The organism is Clavibacter michiganensis (genome assembly GCF_002151125.1).
In the GTDB taxonomy this organism is placed as follows: domain Bacteria; phylum Actinomycetota; class Actinomycetes; order Actinomycetales; family Microbacteriaceae; genus Clavibacter; species Clavibacter michiganensis_C.
Window position 1 is genome coordinate 41,866 of the sequence record NZ_MDJZ01000003.1, and the last position, 18,590, is coordinate 60,455.

General features: G+C 74.5%; 18 protein-coding genes. 6 read left to right on the top strand and 12 right to left on the bottom strand.

What is annotated here, in order from left to right; genetic code table 11:
- Nucleotides 1-102 precede the first annotated feature (102 nt).
- Nucleotides 103-777, top strand: coding sequence for a hypothetical protein (locus BFL37_RS00950; protein WP_086513310.1), 675 nt, complete (start codon nucleotides 103-105; stop codon nucleotides 775-777).
- A gap of 57 nt (nucleotides 778-834) precedes the next feature.
- Here the strand turns inward: BFL37_RS00950 and BFL37_RS00955 are convergent, their stop codons facing one another.
- The 6 genes from BFL37_RS00955 to BFL37_RS00980 form a co-directional block, all read right to left on the bottom strand.
- Nucleotides 835-1,725: an alpha/beta hydrolase gene (locus BFL37_RS00955; RefSeq protein WP_241533795.1), complete on the bottom strand. Its 891-nt coding sequence runs from the start codon at nucleotides 1,723-1,725 to the stop codon at nucleotides 835-837.
- Between the two features lie 241 nt (nucleotides 1,726-1,966).
- Nucleotides 1,967-2,866: a GntR family transcriptional regulator gene (locus BFL37_RS00960; protein WP_086513312.1), complete on the bottom strand. Its 900-nt coding sequence runs from the start codon at nucleotides 2,864-2,866 to the stop codon at nucleotides 1,967-1,969.
- A gap of 21 nt (nucleotides 2,867-2,887) precedes the next feature.
- On the bottom strand, nucleotides 2,888-3,928 hold the full coding sequence (gene pdxA / locus BFL37_RS00965) for a 4-hydroxythreonine-4-phosphate dehydrogenase PdxA (protein WP_086513313.1): 1,041 nt from the start codon (nucleotides 3,926-3,928) through the stop codon (nucleotides 2,888-2,890).
- Nucleotides 3,925-5,292, bottom strand: coding sequence for a four-carbon acid sugar kinase family protein (locus BFL37_RS00970; protein WP_143331573.1), 1,368 nt, complete (start codon nucleotides 5,290-5,292; stop codon nucleotides 3,925-3,927). The genes pdxA and BFL37_RS00970 overlap by 4 nt, the downstream gene beginning before the upstream one ends.
- 20 nt (nucleotides 5,293-5,312) lie before the next feature.
- The gene (locus BFL37_RS00975) at nucleotides 5,313-6,416 is read right to left on the bottom strand and encodes a 2-keto-3-deoxygluconate permease (protein ID WP_086513315.1); all 1,104 of its coding nucleotides are present in this window, start codon (nucleotides 6,414-6,416) and stop codon (nucleotides 5,313-5,315) included.
- Nucleotides 6,417-6,528: 112 nt separating this feature from the next.
- Entirely contained in the window at nucleotides 6,529-7,149 is a 621-nt protein-coding gene (locus BFL37_RS00980) for a (deoxy)nucleoside triphosphate pyrophosphohydrolase (RefSeq protein ID WP_086513316.1), read from the bottom strand.
- Nucleotides 7,150-7,276: 127 nt separating this feature from the next.
- Between BFL37_RS00980 and BFL37_RS00985 the strand changes: the two genes are divergently transcribed.
- The gene (locus tag BFL37_RS00985; RefSeq protein ID WP_053774742.1) at nucleotides 7,277-7,624 is read left to right on the top strand and encodes a LysR family transcriptional regulator; all 348 of its coding nucleotides are present in this window, start codon (nucleotides 7,277-7,279) and stop codon (nucleotides 7,622-7,624) included.
- Nucleotides 7,625-7,662: 38 nt separating this feature from the next.
- Here the strand turns inward: BFL37_RS00985 and BFL37_RS00990 are convergent, their stop codons facing one another.
- Nucleotides 7,663-8,499 (bottom strand): alpha/beta fold hydrolase, encoded by an 837-nt coding sequence (locus tag BFL37_RS00990; protein ID WP_086513317.1) that lies wholly within the window; start codon nucleotides 8,497-8,499, stop codon nucleotides 7,663-7,665.
- Nucleotides 8,500-8,623: 124 nt separating this feature from the next.
- Here BFL37_RS00990 and BFL37_RS00995 point away from each other — a divergent pair, with 124 nt between their 5' ends.
- From BFL37_RS00995 to BFL37_RS01010, 4 genes are all read left to right on the top strand, one after another.
- On the top strand, nucleotides 8,624-10,339 hold the full coding sequence (locus tag BFL37_RS00995; RefSeq protein ID WP_086513318.1) for an AMP-binding protein: 1,716 nt from the start codon (nucleotides 8,624-8,626) through the stop codon (nucleotides 10,337-10,339).
- A 125-nt stretch (nucleotides 10,340-10,464) separates the two neighbouring features.
- Nucleotides 10,465-11,133, top strand: coding sequence for an FMN-binding negative transcriptional regulator (locus BFL37_RS01000; protein WP_086513319.1), 669 nt, complete (start codon nucleotides 10,465-10,467; stop codon nucleotides 11,131-11,133).
- Complete coding sequence (locus tag BFL37_RS01005) at nucleotides 11,130-12,695, top strand: amidohydrolase (RefSeq protein WP_086513320.1); 1,566 nt, start codon at nucleotides 11,130-11,132, stop codon at nucleotides 12,693-12,695. The genes BFL37_RS01000 and BFL37_RS01005 overlap by 4 nt, the downstream gene beginning before the upstream one ends.
- A gap of 40 nt (nucleotides 12,696-12,735) precedes the next feature.
- On the top strand, nucleotides 12,736-13,764 hold the full coding sequence (locus BFL37_RS01010) for an NADPH:quinone reductase (protein WP_086513321.1): 1,029 nt from the start codon (nucleotides 12,736-12,738) through the stop codon (nucleotides 13,762-13,764).
- 81 nt (nucleotides 13,765-13,845) lie between these two features.
- On the opposite strand, the gene BFL37_RS01015 is transcribed toward BFL37_RS01010, so the two are convergent.
- From BFL37_RS01015 to BFL37_RS01035, 5 genes are all read right to left on the bottom strand, one after another.
- Nucleotides 13,846-14,142, bottom strand: coding sequence for a hypothetical protein (locus BFL37_RS01015; RefSeq protein WP_086513322.1), 297 nt, complete (start codon nucleotides 14,140-14,142; stop codon nucleotides 13,846-13,848).
- A 155-nt stretch (nucleotides 14,143-14,297) separates the two neighbouring features.
- Nucleotides 14,298-15,044 (bottom strand): NAD(P)H-hydrate epimerase, encoded by a 747-nt coding sequence (locus tag BFL37_RS01020; protein WP_086513323.1) that lies wholly within the window; start codon nucleotides 15,042-15,044, stop codon nucleotides 14,298-14,300.
- Complete coding sequence (locus BFL37_RS01025) at nucleotides 15,041-15,760, bottom strand: esterase (RefSeq protein ID WP_241533797.1); 720 nt, start codon at nucleotides 15,758-15,760, stop codon at nucleotides 15,041-15,043. The genes BFL37_RS01020 and BFL37_RS01025 overlap by 4 nt, the downstream gene beginning before the upstream one ends.
- Before the next feature lie 209 nt (nucleotides 15,761-15,969).
- Nucleotides 15,970-16,998 (bottom strand): LLM class flavin-dependent oxidoreductase, encoded by a 1,029-nt coding sequence (locus BFL37_RS01030; protein WP_086513325.1) that lies wholly within the window; start codon nucleotides 16,996-16,998, stop codon nucleotides 15,970-15,972.
- Between the two features lie 97 nt (nucleotides 16,999-17,095).
- On the bottom strand, nucleotides 17,096-18,535 hold the full coding sequence (locus BFL37_RS01035) for an MDR family MFS transporter (protein ID WP_086513326.1): 1,440 nt from the start codon (nucleotides 18,533-18,535) through the stop codon (nucleotides 17,096-17,098).
- Nucleotides 18,536-18,590: the final 55 nt, after the last annotated feature.

Genomic DNA, 18,590 nt, shown 5'->3' on the forward strand with positions numbered 1-18,590 from the left:
TCGGTGGCCGGCCCGCGTCGAGCGGGGGCGGATGGTGGATCGGGTCCACCCTAGGCGTCGCGTCGGGGGACACGCCCGCGGCGCAGCTGACAGCATGGGCCGATGGACGAGGCCGAGGCGATCGCGCGCGCGGACCGCCTGTGGGAGAGCGGCCGGCGGGCCGCCGCGCTGGAGTCCCTGCGCACGCGCGTGCGTCGCGAGCCGGCGGATGCGGGCGTGCGTCGGGCCCTTGTCGGGCGCTACCGCGAGCTCGGCGCCGCCGACCAGGCCGGGCGGTACGGGCTCGCGATCGGAGGGCTCACCACCCGGCGCGAGCGCCAGCTCGCGGCCCGCCAGTTCGCGGCGTCGTGGACGGGCACGGCGGGGCTCGCCGACTTCCTCGCCCTCCCCGCGGGCGACCTGCCGTCGGAGGTCCTCGACCTGGTCGTCGAGGTCGAGCGCCTGCGGCAGGAGCGTCGCCTCGCGTGGGGCACCGACCACGCGGGAACGGGCGACGCCGACGACATCTCCTTCGCCTTCTGGGCCGTCACCGGGACGCTGCTCGTGCTGTCCCTGCTCGCCGCCGTCGTGGTCGACCTCGCGGGTGCGCCCTGGACGGCGCTCGCGCGGTGGATCGCCGTCGCGGTCGTCGCGGTGATGCTGATCGGCTGCGGCCTGGAGCGCCGCCGAGCCGTCAGGTCACGGCTCGTCGCCGCCGCCGAGGGCTGGGGCATGGCGGCGGTGGTCCTGGCGCTCGGCCTCGCGTGTCTCGTCGCCGCCGCGGTTGCGGTCAGCTGAGACGACGCGCGGCGCCCGACCCGGAGGCCGGACGCCGCGTGGAGGGGAGCGGGCGGATCAGCCCCGGGGGCAGGAGCTGAGCGACGCGCTGATGGGGCCGACGGCCTTCGGGGCCGGGCAGATGAACCTCCCGTACGCGCTGTTGCCGTCGAGGTAGCGCTTGAGGAACGCCGTGACCGCCGTGCGGACCGTGGGGACCGGCATGTGCTCGCCCGCGCCGTGACCGAGGCCCTTCAGCTCCAGGTACTGCTTCGGGGTCCCGGCGGGGATGGAGTCGTACGCGGGCTTGCCGAAGTACTTCGGGTCGGCGACGTCGTCCTCCTGCCCGGTGATGACCAGGGTCGGGGTCGTCATCCTCGGGTACGCCGGGGTCGTCGCGTTCGGGTCGCTCTCCGGCGGGGCGTCGAACGGCATCATGCCGACCACGGCCTTGATGGACGGGCGCGACTGCGCCGCCTGCATCGCGCCGCCGCCGCCGAACGAGTAGCCGAGGAGGGCGACGCGGTCGGGGGAGACCTCCGCCTTCACCGGGCTCGATCCCGTGAGCCAGTCGACCGCCGCGAGCATCTGGGTGGCGCGGTCGGCGGGGATGTCGCCGGTGTCGAGCGTGTCGATCGCGAAGGCGACGAAGCCCTGCGAGGCGACGAGCTCGGCGTACTCCTTCTCGTCGGCGTTCGTGTCCGTGAAGCCGGGGGTGATGACGACGGCGCCGAGGACGGGCTTGCCGGTGTCCCGGGGCTCGTAGATGACGCCGCCGCCGAACTTCGTGACGGCCGTCCTCGGGACGACGGTGGTGCGGAGCGCGAAGGGCGCGTGGTGGTGGACCGCGGCGTGGGCGGGTGCCGCGTGGTGGGCGGGCGCTGCGGCCTGCGCCGCGGTGGGGATCGCGAGCGTCGCGACGAGGGCGAGCGCGGCGACGGCCGCGGGGCGGCGCAGCGGGGAGGACATGGCGGACATGGTCGTCTCTCTGTTCGAGGTGAGGGGGAGTCGGCGGCGAGCGCCGCCGGGATGCGGCACGACGCTACGGGTCGGGCCCCGGCGGACACCGCCGCTCTCCCCAGCGGCGGGCCCTGGGGGTGATCGGCTCGCGGCAGCCGCGGCCTCGCGTGCGGACACCCCTCGGAGTGGCGCCAGCGACGCGCGACGTCGGCCGCTCCGCTGACGTGCGACGTGCGACGTGCGACGTCGGTCAGTTCAGGCGACGCGCCAGCTCCGCCAGCTCGCGGGACAGGGCGAGCGCGTGGGCCGCGAGTGCGGCGTCGGACGCCGACCCGCCCGCACCCGGGGCGGCCGTCGCCGTCGAGGCGCCGGGCGAGGAGGCCGCGCGGGCCGGGGCCCCCGAGTCGCCCTCGTTCGTGAGGACGTCGATGTCGAAGACGAAGCGGTCGGCGCGGTGCCAGGTTCGGAACACCTCGACGGGATCCCCGGATGCGTCCGTGCTCGTGCCCTCGAGCACCAGGACGGGAGCGCCCTCCGCGACGCGCAGCGCGGCGGCCACCTCGGACGACGCGCCGACGGCTCGCACCTGGCGGCGTCCGGCGGCGACCTGGACCCCCAGCCGGGCGCGGAGGAGGGCGTGCAGGGAGGCGTCCGTGAGGTCTTCGGCGGTCAGCCGCCCGGCGATGCCACTCGGGAGCCAGGTGTGGATGAGCGCCACGGCCTCGCCACCCGCCGAGCGGAGGCGGCGCAGGAGGTGCACGTCGGATCCGCCGAGCACGCGCTCGGCGTCCGCGTCGCGCCCGGGCGCCAGCTCCAGCACGCGCGTGGTCACCGACGGCACCTGCGTCGATAGCCCCGACACCCGCTGCACGAGGCGGTGCAGCTCACCGCGCGGCGCGACGATGCTGCCGCGCCCGCGTCCACGCTGGACCAGCCCCTCCGCCGTCAGCGCGTGCAGCGCCTGGCGGACGACCGAGCGGGACACGCCGAAGCGCTCCTGCAGCTCGGCCTCGGTCGGGAGCTGGGAGCCGGGCGGCCACGCGCCGTCCATGATCGGAGCGCGCAGCACGGCGGTGAGCTGCGCGTGCAGCGGCCCCGCGTGCGACGAGGAGACCGCGCCGGGATCCAGGTCGTCGATCCGGTTCGGCACGGTCTCCTCGGGTGTCACGGGTCAGGCGGCGGGGGCGTCGATCTTCTGCGCCGTGCGCCAGACGTGGTCCCACCCGGGGGCCAGGGACGCGGCGCGCTCCACCGACAGTACAAGGCTCGCCTCCCTCGCGATCCCCTGGCCGGCGATGTCGAACGCGGTGCCGTGGTCGACGGACACCCGCACCACGGGCAGGCCCACGGTGATGTTCACGCCGTCGTCGCCGTAGACGGCCTTGAAGGGCGCATGCCCCTGGTCGTGGTAGCAGACGACGACGAGCTTGTACTTGCCGCGGACGGCGGCCGGGATCAGCGCGTCGCCCGGCACGGGGCCGACGACGTTCAGGCCCCGCTCCTTCGCGGCGGCGACGGCGGGCGCGAGGATGTCCGCGTCCTCGTCGCCGAACAGCCGGTTCTCGCCCGCGTGCGGGTTCAGGCCGGCGAGGCCGATGAGCTCGTCGGGCGTGCCCATCGACGCGGCGAAGGCGCCGGCCAGGTCGAGCACGTCGCCCGTGCGCTGCGGAGTGATGTCGTCGATCGCCTGACGCATCGAGACGTGGGTCGTCAGGTGGAAGAAGAACAGCTCGCCGGCGGAGAGCACGAGCGAGAAGTTCTCGACGCCGAACTCGTGGGCGAGCAGCTCGGTGTGGCCGGGCCACTGGTGTCCGCCGGCGTGCATCGCGGCCTTGTTGAGCGGCGCGGTGACGATGCCGTCGACCTCGCCCTCGCGCGCGAGCCGGCACGCCTCCACGACGAAGCGGTACGACCCGTCGCCGGCGACCGAGCTGAGCACGCCCAGCTCCACGTCCGCGAGGGAGGGGCCGGTCTGGATGAGCTCGATCGTGCCGGGCTCGTTGCGCGCGTCGGCGACGGACGCGATGACGCGCACCATGTCGGGGTCGCCGCCCACGTTCTCCACGCCGCGGCGCATGGCGGCCTCGTCGCCGATGACGACGGTGATCGCCTTCTCGCGCAGGTCGTCGTGGCCGAGCAGGGTCTTCGCGGTGATCTCGGGGCCGACGCCGGCGACGTCTCCGAGGGTGAGGGCGAGTCGGGGGAGGGTCATGCGGGATCTCCTTGCGTGGTGGGTTCGGTGGGTCGGGGGTCGAGGAGCTCGGGCACGATCTCGGTGAGCGCGGAGGGGGAGCCGAAGCCGCCCGCCTTGGTCACCACGGGCATGCCATGCAGCAGGCCGCCCTCGATGGTGCCGCGCGGCATCCCCTCGCGGATGGCGTCGCGGACCAGGATCGCGTCGGCTCCCTGGCGGCCGAGGACGGCGCGCGCGCCCTCGCCGCCCAGGAGCACGAGGGCGGTGGCGCCGTCCCGGGCGAGGATCCGGCCGGCGAGACGGGCGAGCGCGGCCGCGACGCGCTCGGCGGCGGTCGGCAATCCGGCGGTCGGCTCCGGCGGGGTGTCGGATCCGCGCGCCGGGGCGAGCACGACGGTCACCGACGCGGCACCGTCCGGACCCGAGGGCAGCGCCGGGAGCGCGGGCAGCCGGTCGTCGAGGATGTCGTCCATGCTCGGGGCGAGCGTCCGCACGGAGGCGCGCAGGTCACCCGCGTCCGCCGCCTCGATGAGGTGCGCGTGCTGGCGGCGGGAGACCTCGTGCAGCGAACTGACGACGACCACCACGTGACGCGGCCCCGTCCACCTGGCCGGCCCCGCGCCGATGTTCACCGCGCCGGATGCGGCGAGCCCGGCACCCCAGACGCGCGCCATCTCCACGGCGAGGCCGGCGGATCCCACGGGGACAGCCCGCGGGCCGAGCAGCAGGAGGGCGTCCGCGAGGAGGCGGAGGTCGGCGTCGGTCGCGGCGTCGATCGTGACGACGCGCGCGCCGTCGGCGACGCCGGACGAGATGCGCTCGGCGAGCGTCCGCGCGTCCTCCCGCGGCGAAGCGGCGAGGTGCGTGCTGCCGGGCAGGAGCTCGGCGAGAGCGCTCGTGTGCACGGGCGTCACGGGATCGCGACCCACCGAGGTGGTCTCGACGCCCGCGCCGTCGACGAGGAGGCGACCGGCCTCGACGGTTCGGCCCATCGCCGGGTAGGCCGGGCAGACGACGGCGAACGCGCCGTCCTCGCGGGCGCTCCAGGCGCGGACCGCACCGTCGACCTGGTCGGCGACGGAGCCGCGCATGGTGGAGTCGATCTTGAGGAAGACCCGGCCGTCTCCGTTCTCGACGGCCGTGGCCACGGCGGCCGCGGTCGCCTCGCGGGCCCGGACCGGGGACAGGGCGCGGGCGTCGGTGACGATGGCCACGACGGATCCGTCCGCGCCGTGCTGCTCGGCGGCGTCGCCGAGGGCGAGCCGCGCGATCCACCCGGCGCGGGCGAACTGCACGGCGGAGTCGTTGCCGCCCGTGAGGTCGTCGGCGACGATGGCCACGGATCCCACGGCCGTCCCGGGATCCGGATGCGTCAGGGGCATCGCGGGCGTCGCGGCGGCCGTCACGCGGGCCCCGCCCCGGGGATCCCGCGGTCGTCCGGGCGTGCCTCGCGGGCCGCAGCGGCGGATGCGCTGGACGCCTCGGCGGCGGCGACCGCCGCGGTCTCCTCCCGCTTGCGGTCGTCGGAGATGGCCTTCATGCCGCCCTCGCGCTTGAGCACCCAGGCGGCGAGGATCGGCGCGAGCACGGCCGAGACCAGCACCGCGGAGGCGACCTGCGCGGTCGCGACCTCGACGTAGGGCGCGAAGGACGGGTCGGCAGCGCCCACGATCGCGGGGGTCGCGATCGCGTTGCCCGCCGTGGTGGCGGACGCGATGCCGAGGCCCGACTCCTTGCCGCGGCGCAGCAGGAAGCGGTAGCCGAGGTAGGCCACGGTCCCGGTGAAGACGGTCGCGATCACACCCACCACGATGCCGGACAGGCCGCCCGAGACGACGTTGCCGAGGTCGATGCCCGTGCCGAGCGCGAAGGCGAAGAACGGGATGACCATGTTGGGGATCGGCCGCATGACCTCGGTCCACTTGGCGTCCATGTTCCCGATGATGACGCCGAGCAGGAGCGGGATGACGGCCGCGAGCAGCAGCGTGTACGGGATGTCCGCGAGGCCGGCGGCGCCGAGGAAGAGCAGCGAGAAGAACGGGCCGTCGTTCACGGCGCTCGCGATGTAGGCGCCGCGGTCACGCTCCCGGCCGTAGCGGCCGGTGAAGGCGAGCCAGATGCCGCCGTTGCTGTTGTCCATGCTCACGAGCAACGCGAGGATCGACACCCCGAGCAGGCCGTCGAGGCCCACGAGGTTGCCGAGCACGACGACGCAGGTGGCCGGGATGATCGACTTCGTCAGCAGCAGCACGCCGGACGTCGCGAGCACGGGACCCGAGGTGCGGAGCGTGATCTGCATGCCGGTCGCGAAGATCAGGATGCCGATGAGGGGGAGCGCGCTGTCCCGGAAGAGCGCCGTGGTGAAGTTCCCGAGGTCGAGGAAGCCGGGCGCGAAGGTCCCGACGACGGATCCGATTATCAGCGGGATGAGCATGAGCCCGCCGGGGATCCGGTTCATCCCGTCGAACAACGGGACGCGGCTGGTGGGTAGGGGGTCGGGTGCCATGGCGGATCTCCTCTGATCGTCGGCTGGCCCGCGCGCACCCTCGACATTGAGTACGTACACGGTGTACTTACATTAGCCCGGCCTCGGGGAGGGCGTCAACGGGACCCGGCCGTCACCGCAGGAGCAAGCGGACGTGCTGCAGCGACACGCGCGCCGCGACCGCGATCCGGTGCTCGTCGAGCCCCGCGGCGTGGGCGGAGCGCACCGCGTCGGCGAGCGCGTCGAGGGACGCCTGCGCTGCGTCCGACGCCTCCGCGAGCCGCGCCGCGTGCCGGTCGAGCTCCGGATCCGGGGCGCGCGGCGGCGCCCCGACGTCGATCACCCAGCCCGCGTCAGGGTGCCGGGCCTCGAGCACGAGCCGCCGCACGGCCGGCAGGTCCGGCGCCGACCAGCCGAGGTCGCCGAGGTCCGCGAGCGGCACCCAGCGCAGCTCGTCGTGGTCGGTGCTGGTGGTGGGCAGCGGCCCGACGGGATCCGCGAGGTAGCAGGCGAGGTCGATGATCCGCTCGCCCACGGGCACCTCGGAGCGGTCGACGAGCGCGCCCACGGTGACGTCGACGCCGAGCTCCTCGCGGATCTCCCGGGCGAGCGCCGCCTCGGGCGTCTCGCCGGGCTCGACCTTGCCGCCCGGGAACTCCCACGTGCCCGCGCCCGGCTTGTGCGCCGCGCGTCGGCAGGCGAGCGCCCGCCCGTCGCGCACGATGACCGCCGCCACGACCTCGAGTCCCGCCATGCCGTGCCTCCCCGTCGACGCCGTCCGCCGCCTCGACGCTACCGGCAGGGTCGCGTGCGCCCGGGCCGCGGGGACGCGGCCTGTACCGTGGGTCCTCCGGCATCCGCCGCGACGAGAGGCACCACGCGTGAAGATCAGCCACCAGCGTCACTTCGTGGTCGCGGCCGAGGTGCTGCACCTGCCGAAGGCGGCGGATCAGCTCGGCATCTCGCGCGCGAAGCTCGCCTCCTCCATCCGCGCGATCGAGGAGCACTACGGCAAGGCCGTCTTCGACCCGCAGAGCACCGAGACCCGGCTGACCAAGACCGGCCGCCTGGCCTACGAGGAGGCGCTCGAGGAGCTCGCGAAGCCGTCGACCCCGCCCGAGGCGCCGAAGCCGCCGGCCGGCGGGAAGGCGAAGGCCTCCAAGGGCCAGGGCCGCGCGCCCGTGGTCAAGGGCCAGCCGAAGCCGTACAAGCGCACGCAGGGGCGCTGACCCGATCGGATCAGCGCCCCCGCGGCAGGTGGTGGGTCCTACTTCTTCAGGAACTCCAGCACGGCCTGGTTCCACTCCTCGGGGTGGCTGACCGTGACGCCGTGCGGGGCGTCCTTGACCACGTGCAGCTCGGAGCCCGCGATGGCGCGGTGGGTGCGCTCGCCGGATCCCTCGAACGGCACGGTCGCGTCGCTGTCGCCGTGGATGACGAGGGTCGGCACCGTCACCTTGGTGAGGTCGTCGCGGAAGTCCGTGGTCGCGAACGCCTTCATGGAGGCGAGCGCCGCGTGCTTCTTCGACTGGTGCGCGAGCGCGATGGCCTCCTGGCGCTCGGCCTCGGTGACCTTGAGCACGCCGTCCGCGGAGTAGAAGCCGGTCGTGAACTCGTCGTAGAAGGAGTCCTCGTCCTTGGTGAGGCCGGCCGTCATCTCGGCGGCGGCGTCCTTCGTGAGCGGGCCGTCGGGGTTGTCGTCGGTCTTCTCCAGGTACGGCGGCACGGCGGACGCGAAGACCACGCTGTGCAGGCGGGCCTCGCCGCGGGTGCCGATGTAGCGGGCGATCTCGCCGCCGCCCATCGAGAAGCCGACGAGCGTGACGTCGACGAGGTCGAGCTCGGTGAGCACGGCGTCGAGGTCGGACGCGAAGGTGTCGTAGTCGTAGCCGGTGAGCGGCTTGTCGCTGCGCCCGAAGCCGCGGCGGTCGTAGGTGATGACGCGGTAGCCGGCGGCCTGGAACGCGGGCACCTGCTTGCTCCAGGACTCGCCGGAGAGCGGCCAGCCGTGGATGAGGACCACGGGGCGGCCCGTGCCCCCGGTGTCGTCGACGTGCAGGTTCGTGTCCTTCAGGAGCCCGTGGTGGGCGGTGATCTCGGTCATGTGGTCGTCCTTCCCTCAGTGATGAGTTCGTGCACTACGGAATTGCTTCGGAGCCGACGGTCGTGCGGTGCGGTCTCTGGATCCTCTGTGCTCGGCACCACGGCGCGGGCAGCAGGATGGACCCATGACCCGAGCCAACTCCTCCTACCGCGCCGCCCGTGACCTCCTGCAGGAGATGCGCACCGACCGGACATCCGCGGTCGAGCGCTTCCGGTGGCCCGACGTCGGGGAGTCGTTCAACTGGGCGGTCGACTGGTTCGACCAGATCGCGCGGGGGAACGATCGGGTGGCGCTGCGGGTGGTCGCGGGCGACGGATCCGAGCGCAGCGTGACCTTCGACGAGATGGCGACGCGCTCCGACCGCGTCGCCACCTGGCTCGTCGCGCGGGGCGTGCGGAAGGGCGACCACGTGATGCTCATGCTCGGCAACCGGGTGGAGCTGTGGGAGACGATGCTCGCGATCATGAAGGCGGGCGCCGTGATCCTGCCCACCTCCACGGTGCTCGGATCCGCGGACCTCACGGACCGCGTGGAGCGCGCGGGCGTGCGCCACGTCATCGCCGACCTCGCGCACACGGCCGTCTTCGACGACGTGCCGGGGGAGTACGCGCGCATCGCGATCGGCGCGCCCGGGGACGCCTCCGTGCCCGCGGGCTGGAGCGACTACCGCGACGCCGACGACGCGCCCGCGGACCGGGTGGGCGTCGAGGTCGCGTCCACGGATCCCGCGCTCGTCTACTTCACCTCCGGCACCACGAGCAAGCCGAAGATGGTCGTCCACACGCACGTCTCGTACCCCGTCGGCCACCTCACCACCGCGTACTGGCTGGGCCTGCAGCCCGGTGACGTGCACCTCGCCATCAGCTCGCCCGGCTGGGGCAAGCACGCGTGGAGCTGCTTCTTCGCGCCGTGGATCGCCGAGGCCACCGTCTTCGTGCACGACTACGCCCGGTTCGACGCGCACGCGCTCGTCGAGCAGCTCGACCGCGCCGAGGTCACGACGTTCTGCGCGCCGCCGACCGTGTGGCGCATGCTCATCCAGGCGGGGATCCGCGAGCGGCCCGGCAGGCTGCGCGAGATCATGTCGGCCGGGGAGCCGCTCAACCCCGAGGTCATCGCGCGCATCGAGGAGTGGTGGGGACTCACCATCCGCGACGGCTACGGCCAGACCGAGACCACCGCCATCGTCGCCAACGCGCCCGGCGACCCCGTCGTGCCGGGCTCGATGGGCACGCCGCTGCCGGGCGTCGACCTCGTGCTCGTGGATCCCGTGACCGGCGAGCCCGCCGACGAGGGCGAGATCTGCCTCGACCTCACCACCCACCCCGTCAACCTCATGGCCGGGTACCTCGGCGACGACGCCCGCACGGCCGAGTCGCTGCGCGACGGGTACTTCCACACGGGCGACGTCGCCCGGCGCGACGCCGACGGGACCATCACCTTCATCGGCCGCACCGACGACATCTTCAAGTCCTCCGACTACAAGGTCTCGCCGTTCGAGGTCGAGAGCGTGCTGATCGAGCACCCGGCCGTCGCCGAGGCCGCGGTGGTCGGCGCGCCGGACGCCGTGCGGCTCAACGTCGCGAAGGCCTACGTGCACCTCGCCGCAGGCTGGGAGCCCGACGAGGCGACCGCGCTCGCCGTGCTGAAGCACGCGCGGGAGAAGAGCCCGGCCTTCATGCGCGTGCGCCGCGTGGAGTTCGGCGAGCTGCCGAAGACCGCGTCGGGGAAGATCCGCCGGGTGGAGCTGCGGCAGCGCGAGGTGGAGGCGGCCGACGCGGGCGAGCGGCTCGACGGCGAGTGGCGCGACGACCAGTTCCCGGGGCTGCGCGCCCGCTGATCCGCGGCTCGCGAGGGCCGCGGACCGGCCCGCCGCGGCGTGACGGGAGCGGTGCCCGGCGGCCGGTAGCATCCCGTCATGCCCCTCGCCACCTCGCCCGCCCTCGAGCCGCGGCGGGTCGCCCGGTGAGGGAGAACCCGTCGTACGCGCTCGAGGACGTGACCGAGATCCGCCGCCTCGTCGACGAGAACCCGTGGGCCACCATCGTCAGCGGCACGAGCGCGGGTCTCGTCGCCTCGCACTACCCGGTGCTGCTGGATCCCGCGCGCGACGACCTCACGCTCCTCACCCACGTGGGCCGCCCCGACGAGCGGATCCACGAGCTCGGGCTCCGCGACGGCGCCGACGGCGAGGTGCTCGTCATCGTCCAGGGCCCGCACGGCTACGTGTCGCCCGGCTGGTACGACGCCGCCCCGGCGGTGCCCACCTGGGACCACGTCAGCGCGCACCTGACCTGCCGGGTCGAGATCCTCTCGCCGGAGGAGAACCTGCGCGTGCTCGGGCAGCTCGTCGACCGGTTCGAGGACCGCATGCCGGAGCCGCGCCGCATGGAGGGCACGCCCGCCGACGCCGCGTACGCCGCCCGGATCAGCGCCGGCACCGTGGGCCTCCGCCTCGTCGCCACGCGGTTCGTCGCGAAGGCGAAGCTCAGCCAGGACAAGCCGCCGCACGTCGTCGAGCGCGTGCTCCACGAGCTCGAGCACGGCGCCGAGTACGCGAACCCGGCGCTCGCCGCGGAGATCCGCCGCGCCCGAACCCGGGCCGAGACCGGTTCCGCCGGGGCCGACGCGTGAGCGCGCTGCTCCTCGCGGGCGGCCGCCTGCCCGGCTCCGACGCGCCCGTCGACGTGCTCGTGCGCGACGGCGTCATCGCGTCCGTGGGCCCCGCCGGATCCGCCGACGCCGCGGGCGTCGAGACCCGCGCGCTCGACGGCCGGTTCGTCATCCCCGGCCTCTGGGACAACCACGTGCACTTCACCCAGTGGACCAAGGTGTCCCGTCGCCTCGACCTCTCGCGGGTGTCGTCCGCCGCGGAGGCCGTGGACCTCGTGCGCGCCGCGCTCGCCGCCCGCGCAGCGTCCGCGGGATCCGGTGCCGTCACGAGCCCGGGCACCCCCGAGGCGCTCGTCGGCTACGGCTTCCGGGACGGCCTCTGGCCCGACCTCCCCACGAAGGACCTGCTCGACGCCGTCGCGGGCGACACCCCCGTGCTCCTCGTCAGCGGCGACCTGCACTGCTGCTGGGCGAGCTCCGCGGCGCTCGCGCCCCACGGCTACGGGGACCACCCGACCGGGCTCCTGCGCGAGGACGACTGCTTCGACTTCATGTACCGCGTGGAGGAGGGCGACGCGTCGTCGCTCGACGCGCAGGCCGTGCAGGTCGCGCGCGAGGCCGCCCGCCGGGGTGTCGTCGGCATCGTCGACCTCGAGATCGACTGGAACCCGGCTCGCTGGCGCCGCCTCGCCGCCCTCGGCCACGACGCGCTACGGGTCGAGTTCGGCGTCTGGCCGCAGCACCTCGACCGGGCGCGCGACGAGGGCCTCCGCACGGGCGACGTGCTCCCGGGCACGCGCGGACTCGTGCGCGTGGGACCCGCGAAGGTCGTCACCGACGGATCCCTCAACACCCGCACCGCGTACTGCTTCGACCCGTACCCCGACCTCGACGGCCAGGGTGGCGACGCGCACGGCGGCGCCTGCGGCACGCTCTCGGTGCCGCCGGAGGAGCTGCGGGAGATCATGGTGCGGGCCGCGCGCCAGGGGCTCTGGCCCGCGATCCACGCCATCGGCGACCACGCCAACCGGCTCGCGCTGGACGCGTTCGCGCACCTCGACCGGCTGCTCGGCGGCGCGCACCGCGACGCGGACGGGCTCGCCGGATCCATCGAGCACGCCCAGCTGCTCACGCACGAGGACGTGGCGCGCTTCGCCGCGCTCGGCGTGGTCGCGAGCGTGCAGCCCGAGCACGCGATGGACGACCGCGACGTGGCCGACGTCTACTGGGCCGGCCGCACGGGCCGCGCCTTCGCCCTCGCCGACCTCCGGGCCGCGGGGACGCGCCTCGCCCTCGGGTCCGACGCGCCCGTCGCGCCGCTGGATCCGTGGGCCACCATGTCCGCCGCCGTCGGCCGCGCGCGCGACGGCCGGGAGCCGTGGCACCCCGAGCAGGCCATCGACCGGGCCGCCGCGCTCGACGCCTCCGTGCGCACGCGCGTGGCGGCGGGGGAGCGGGCCGACCTCGCGGTCGTCGACGCGGATCCGCTCGCCGACACCACCGCGCCCGACGACCTCCGCGCGATGCGCGTCTCCGCCACGCTCCTCGGCGGCCGGCTCACCCACGACACGCTCGGCGGCTGACGCCAGGAACACCGCGCGGGCGCCGGGCGTTGTCCCCGTCATGAGAGCGATCACCTACACCCGCACCGGTTCCCCCGACGTCCTGCAGCCCGTCGACCGCGACGAGGCCGCGCCCGGCCCCGGCGAGGTGCGCGTCCGCGTCGTCGTCTCCGGCGTGAACCCCACCGACTGGAAGTCGCGCGACGGCGGATCGCCCGGTCAGGAGCTGCCCTTCCCCGAGGTCGTCCCCAACCAGGACGGCTCCGGGATCGTCGACGCCGTCGGTCCCGACGTCACCGACCTCGCCGTCGGCGACCGCGTCTGGATCATGCTGGCCGCGCACGGCCGCCCCACCGGCACCGCGCAGGAGAAGACGGTCCTCCCCGTCGACCGCGTCGCGCCCCTGCCCGACGGCCTCTCCTTCGACCTCGGCGCGAGCCTCGGCGTGCCCGCCGTCACCGCGCACCGGGCCCTCACCGTCTCCGAGGACGGCCCGTCGCGCCTCGCTCCCGGCGTCCTCGCCGGGAAGCACGTGCTCGTCGCGGGCGGCGCGGGAGCGGTCGGCCACGCGGCCATCCAGCTCGCGCGCTGGGCCGGCGCCACCGTGATCACCACGGTCAGCTCGCCGGAGAAGGGCGCCCTCGCGACGGCCGCGGGCGCGCATCACGTCGTCGACTACAAGCACGGCGACGCGGTCGCGGAGATCCTGGGGCTCGCGCCCGACGGCGTCGACCTGATCGTCGAGGTCGCCCCCGCCCAGAACGCCGAGCTCAACCAGGCGGTCGCGAAGAACCGCGCCTCGGTCGCCGTGTACGCCAACAACGGCGGCGACACCGTGACCCTGCACGTCGTCGACAGCTTCGTGAAGAACCTCCGCTACCAGTTCCTGCTGCTGTACACGGTGGGCCAGGAGGCGCTCGACGCCGCCCGCGCCGACATCCACCTGGCGCTCATCGACGGCGCCCTGCCCGTCGGCGAGGACGCGGGCCTCCCCCTCACGCGCTTCCCGCTGGAGCGGACCGCGGACGCGCACCAGGCGGTCGAGGACGGCGTGACCGGCAAGGTGCTGATCGACGTGACCGAGGCCTGATCCGAGGCCCCGGACGACGGATGGCCGCACCGCCCTCGGGCGGTGCGGCCATCGGCCTGTCGGGCGGATCCCTGTCGCGGGCTAGTCGGTGCCCGCTACCCGGCGCCGCGAGCGCGGCGCGCGGGTGAGGACGCGCTGCATGAGGAGCGGCCCGAGGGCGCTCGCGTTGAGGCACGTCGAGATCAGGAACGCGATCGCGAGCGCGTTCGCCGGGACGCCCCACGCGTCCGCGCCCAGGTGCAGCGCGAGGACAGCCAGCGCGACCGCGAGCAGCAGCCACGAGGATCCGCGGAGCCACCGCGGCGTGCGCGCCCCCGCGAGGGCGACGACGGCCATGATCGCGGCGTTCGCGATGGCGAGGACGAGCGGGCCGGTCATGCCGGCCCTCCCGCTCGGGTGCGGTGCGTTGTGGCGTGACCGTGCATGGTGTCGTCCCCCTTCGACGGGCCGGATGGCCTGCCTCCACCCTCTCGTGACGGGAGCGTCGGGTGAAGTCGGCGATATCGGGGACACGGGGCGGCCCGGGCGCGTCGTCAGCGTGCGGCGCGCACCAGCGGGGCCGTGCCGGAGAGGTCGAGCCCGACGTCGACGAGCTCCACGCGGCCGGCGAGCGCGCGGCCGGGTCCGCGCATCAGGCCGGGCTTCCCCGCCCCGAAGGTGACCGTGACGTCGGCGGGCAGCACGGTCGGATCCGGCACCTCGCCGTCGTCGCAGCCGACGCCGCTCGGGATGTCGCACGCCACGACGGCCGGGCGTCCCGCGCCGCGGACGACGGGCAGGAGCGCGGCCACCACGCGGCGCGCCTCGCCCCGGAGGGCCGGGCTCGCGGTGGTGCCGATGCCGAGGATCCCGTCGACGACGAGCGCGGACGCCCGGCCGAGACCGGCGACCTGCGCGTCGTCGAGCTGCTCGGACGGCGTGATCCGGATGCCGGCCGCGACCGCGCGGGCGGCGCCGGCCTCGTGGACGCGCGCCGCCGTGCGGATCACGCGCACCTCGCGGCCGTCCCGCGCGAGCTCGGCCGCGACGAGCAGCGCGTCGCCGCCGTTGTTCCCCGCACCGACCAGCACGAGGACGGCGCCGGCGGGGACCTCGGCGCGGCAGACGCGCGCGAGCCCGGCCGCGGCGACGCGCATGAGCTGCGCCCCGGCCGCGAGCAGCGGGGCCTCGGCGGCGCGGATGTCCGCGGCCGCGTAGCCGTCGGCGAGCGCGTACCCGTCAGCGACGGCGGGGCCGTCGGCGGCCGCGTGGCCGTCGGCGGGGGAGGCGGCCCCGGTCACGACGGCGCGATCCGCTCGACCAGCAGCTCCGCCCACGCCCGGTAGACGCGGCCGTAGAGCGTGTCCTCGGGGTTCGGCGCGGTGAACTCGGGGATCCGCCAGGCCGGGAACGGCACGCTCTCCGCCCGCTCATGGCGTGCGACGACGCGGCGGGTGCTGCGGTTGAGCGCGTCCGCGTGGCGACCGACGGCGCCCGCGATGAGCGGCGGCGTGACGGGTGAGATCTCGAGCGGCGGCACCTCCGTGACGAGCACGAGGGAGCCCTCGGGCATCCGCTCCTGCATCCCCGTGATGCACGCGTCGAGCAGCGACTCCCACAGCGGCGTCGGCGTGAAGCGGATGGCGTCGCCGATGCCGAGGGCGAGGACCGCCACGTCGGTGCTCGCCCAGGCGGGGAACGCGTCGAGGCCCGCGCGCCAGGAGCGCACGGTGAAGTCGGGGAAGGACTGGACGGACCAGAAGACGCCGCGTCCGGTGCGCACCGAGAGCTTGTGCGCGACCTGCCCGGCCACGCCGAGGTCGTGGGACACGGTCTGGTAGCCGACCGCGGTGCCCTCGCCCACGACGGCGAGGCCGTAGGGATCCGGCCCCGGCAGCGAGCCGGTGGGGGAGTCGCGCGGGAACGTGGCGCGCCGCATCTCGCGGTAGAGCACGCGGTACTGGAGCCGGCCGACGGTGCCCGACCGCAGCGACGCGAGGGGGCCGGCCGCCAGCATCCGGGGCCCTGGAGCGGGGCGGTCCGCCGGGTCGCCGTGCGGCCCGACGGCGGGGTCGCGGCCCGGTTCGGGGTCGGAGGGCGGTGCGCCGGTCATCGCAGCCCGTCCCGTCCGTCGCGATGCCCCCGGAATGGGGACGATCGCAGGATATCCCGCGCTCGGGCGCCCCCTCCACCGCGGAGGGACGGAGGGGGCGTCCGGAGGGCGGATCAGGCCAAGATGTCGCGGACCATGGGCGCCACGATGGTGCCGTAGCGCTCGATCCCGCCCATCATGCGCTCGTGCGAGAACGGGCCCGCGCTGTACTTGAGGTCGAACCGGGTGGCGCCGACCGCCTTCAGCGTCGCGGCGATCTTCCGGGCGACGGTCTCCGGGGATCCGACGTACAGCGAGCCGTGGTCGATCTCCTGCTCGTACGAGGCGCGGGCGAGCGGCGGCCAGCCGCGGTCCTTGCCGATGCGCGCGTGCATCACCTGGTAGTCCGGGAAGAAGGCCTCGCGCGCCTCGGCGTCGGTCTCGCCGACGTAGCCGGGCGAGTGGATCCCGACGGGCAGGCGCGGCTGCTCGAGCTGGTCGAGGGCGCGCGCGAACAGGTCGGCGTAGGGCGCGAAGCGGTGCGGCTCCCCGCCGATGATGGCGAGCATGAGCGGGAACCCGTGGCGCGCGGCGCGCACGACCGACTCGGGGCTGCCGCCGACGCCGACCCACGTCTTGATCCCCGCGGCGGTCTTCGGGAACACGTCGTGGTCGGTGAGGCCGGCGCGCGTCGAGCCGCTCCAGGTGACGGGCGTCTCCTTCACCAGCTCGGCGAAGAGGCCGAGCTTCTCCTCGAAGAGGCGCTCGTAGTCGCTCAGCTCGTAGCCGAACAGCGGGAACGACTCGGTGAAGGACCCGCGGCCGAGGATGACCTCCGCGCGGCCGTCCGAGACGGCGTCGAGGGTCGCGAAGCGCTGGAAGACGCGCACGGGGTCGTCGGAGCTGAGTACCGTGACGGCGGAGCCGAGGCGGATGCGCTCGGTCTTCGCGGCGATGGCGGCGAGCGCGACCTCGGGGGAGGAGATCGCGTAGTCGTCGCGGTGGTGCTCGCCGAGGCCGATGAAGTCGATGCCGACCTGGTCGGCCAGCACGCCCTCGGCGACGACGTTGCGGATCACCTCGGCGTAGGGCAGCTCACGGCCGTCCGGTCCGACCGTGACGTCGCCGAACGTGTCCAGTCCGAGCTCGATCTCCTGCGCCATGCTGCCCTGCTTCCTTGATCCATGCGAACGTATGCATTCGGGTCAACTGTAGGGGCGGGGTCGGCATTCCCGCGAATCGTGCCCGAGGCGTGCGGGGTCAGTCGACGACGGTCTCCGCGCGCGCGATCTCGGTGTCCTCGACGCGCGACTCCGGCATGAGGAACCCCGCCACGACGGTCGCGAGCGCGCACACGCCGACCGCGAGGAACACGGCGCCGGACGCGGCGATCACGGCGTCCGGATCGCGCTGGCCGCCGTCCGACGCGGCGAAGATCGCGTTCGCGATCGCGCCGAAGACCGCGACGCCGACCGCGCTGCCGATGGAGCGCGCGAAGAGGTTCGCGCCCGTGACGACGCCGCGCTCGCCCCAGCCGACGCTCGACTGCGCGCCGATGAGGCTGGGCGTCGCGACGAGGCCGAGCCCCAGGCCCACCACGAAGCAGCCGGCAGCGATGCCGACGAGGGTGGGCGTGCCGGCGAGCAGCGCGATGGATCCGGTGCCGACGATCGTGAGCGCCATGCCGATGAGCACCGTGCGGCGGAACCCGATGCGCAGGTACAGACGGCCCGACAGCGACGCAGAGATCGGCCAGCCGATGGTGAGCGCCGCGAGCGCGAGGCCCGAGACGAGCGGGGTGACGCCGATCGATCCCTCGAGGTAGGTGGGCACGTAGGAGGTGAGGCCGATGAGGATCGCGCCGACGCCGAGCGACACGAGCGTGGTCGTGAGCAGCAGTCGACGCGAGAACACCCACAGCGGCAGCACGGGCTCCGCCGCGCGTCGCTCCACCAGCAGGAACGCGACGATGAGCACCGCGCCGATCGCGAACGCGCCGATGCTCGGCGCGGAGTCCCACGCCCACGCCTGGCCGCCCTCGAGCACCGCGAGGATCAGCAGGCTGAGGCCCACCGTGAGGAGCGCGGCGCCCGCGTAGTCGACCCGGTGCCGCGTCCGCTCGATGGACTCGTGGAAGCGGCGGACGATCATCCAACCGGCCAGGAGGCACAGCGGGACGTTGACGAAGAAGATCCACCGCCAGGTCGCGAACTCGGAGAACACGCCGCCGAGGGTGGGGCCGACCACGCTCGACACCGCCCACACGCTCGCGAGGTAGCCCTGCGTCTTGGCGCGCTCGGCGACGGTGTAGATGTCGCCCGCGATGGTGATCGCCATCGGCTGCACGGCGCCCGCGCCGAGGCCCTGGATCGCGCGGGCCGCGATGAGCGCGGGCATGCTCCACGCGAAGCCGCACAGCACGGATCCCACGAGGAACAGGCCGATGCCGATGAGGATGATCGGCTTCCGGCCCACGGTGTCCGCGAGCTTCGCGTACAGCGGCACCGACACGGCCTGCGCGAGCAGGTAGATGGAGAACAGCCACGGGAACGAGGCGAAGCCGCCGAGGTCGTCCACGATGGACGGCACCGCGGTGGCGAGGATGGTCGAGTCGATGGCCACGAGGCCCGTCGTCATCATCAGGGCGATGAGGATGGGTCCGCGCTCGGATCGGAATCCGACGCCAGTGCTGTCAGTCATGGGCCTCCCGGGTCGAACGGTGAACGGACGCAGGGCCGACGGCATTCCCGCACCG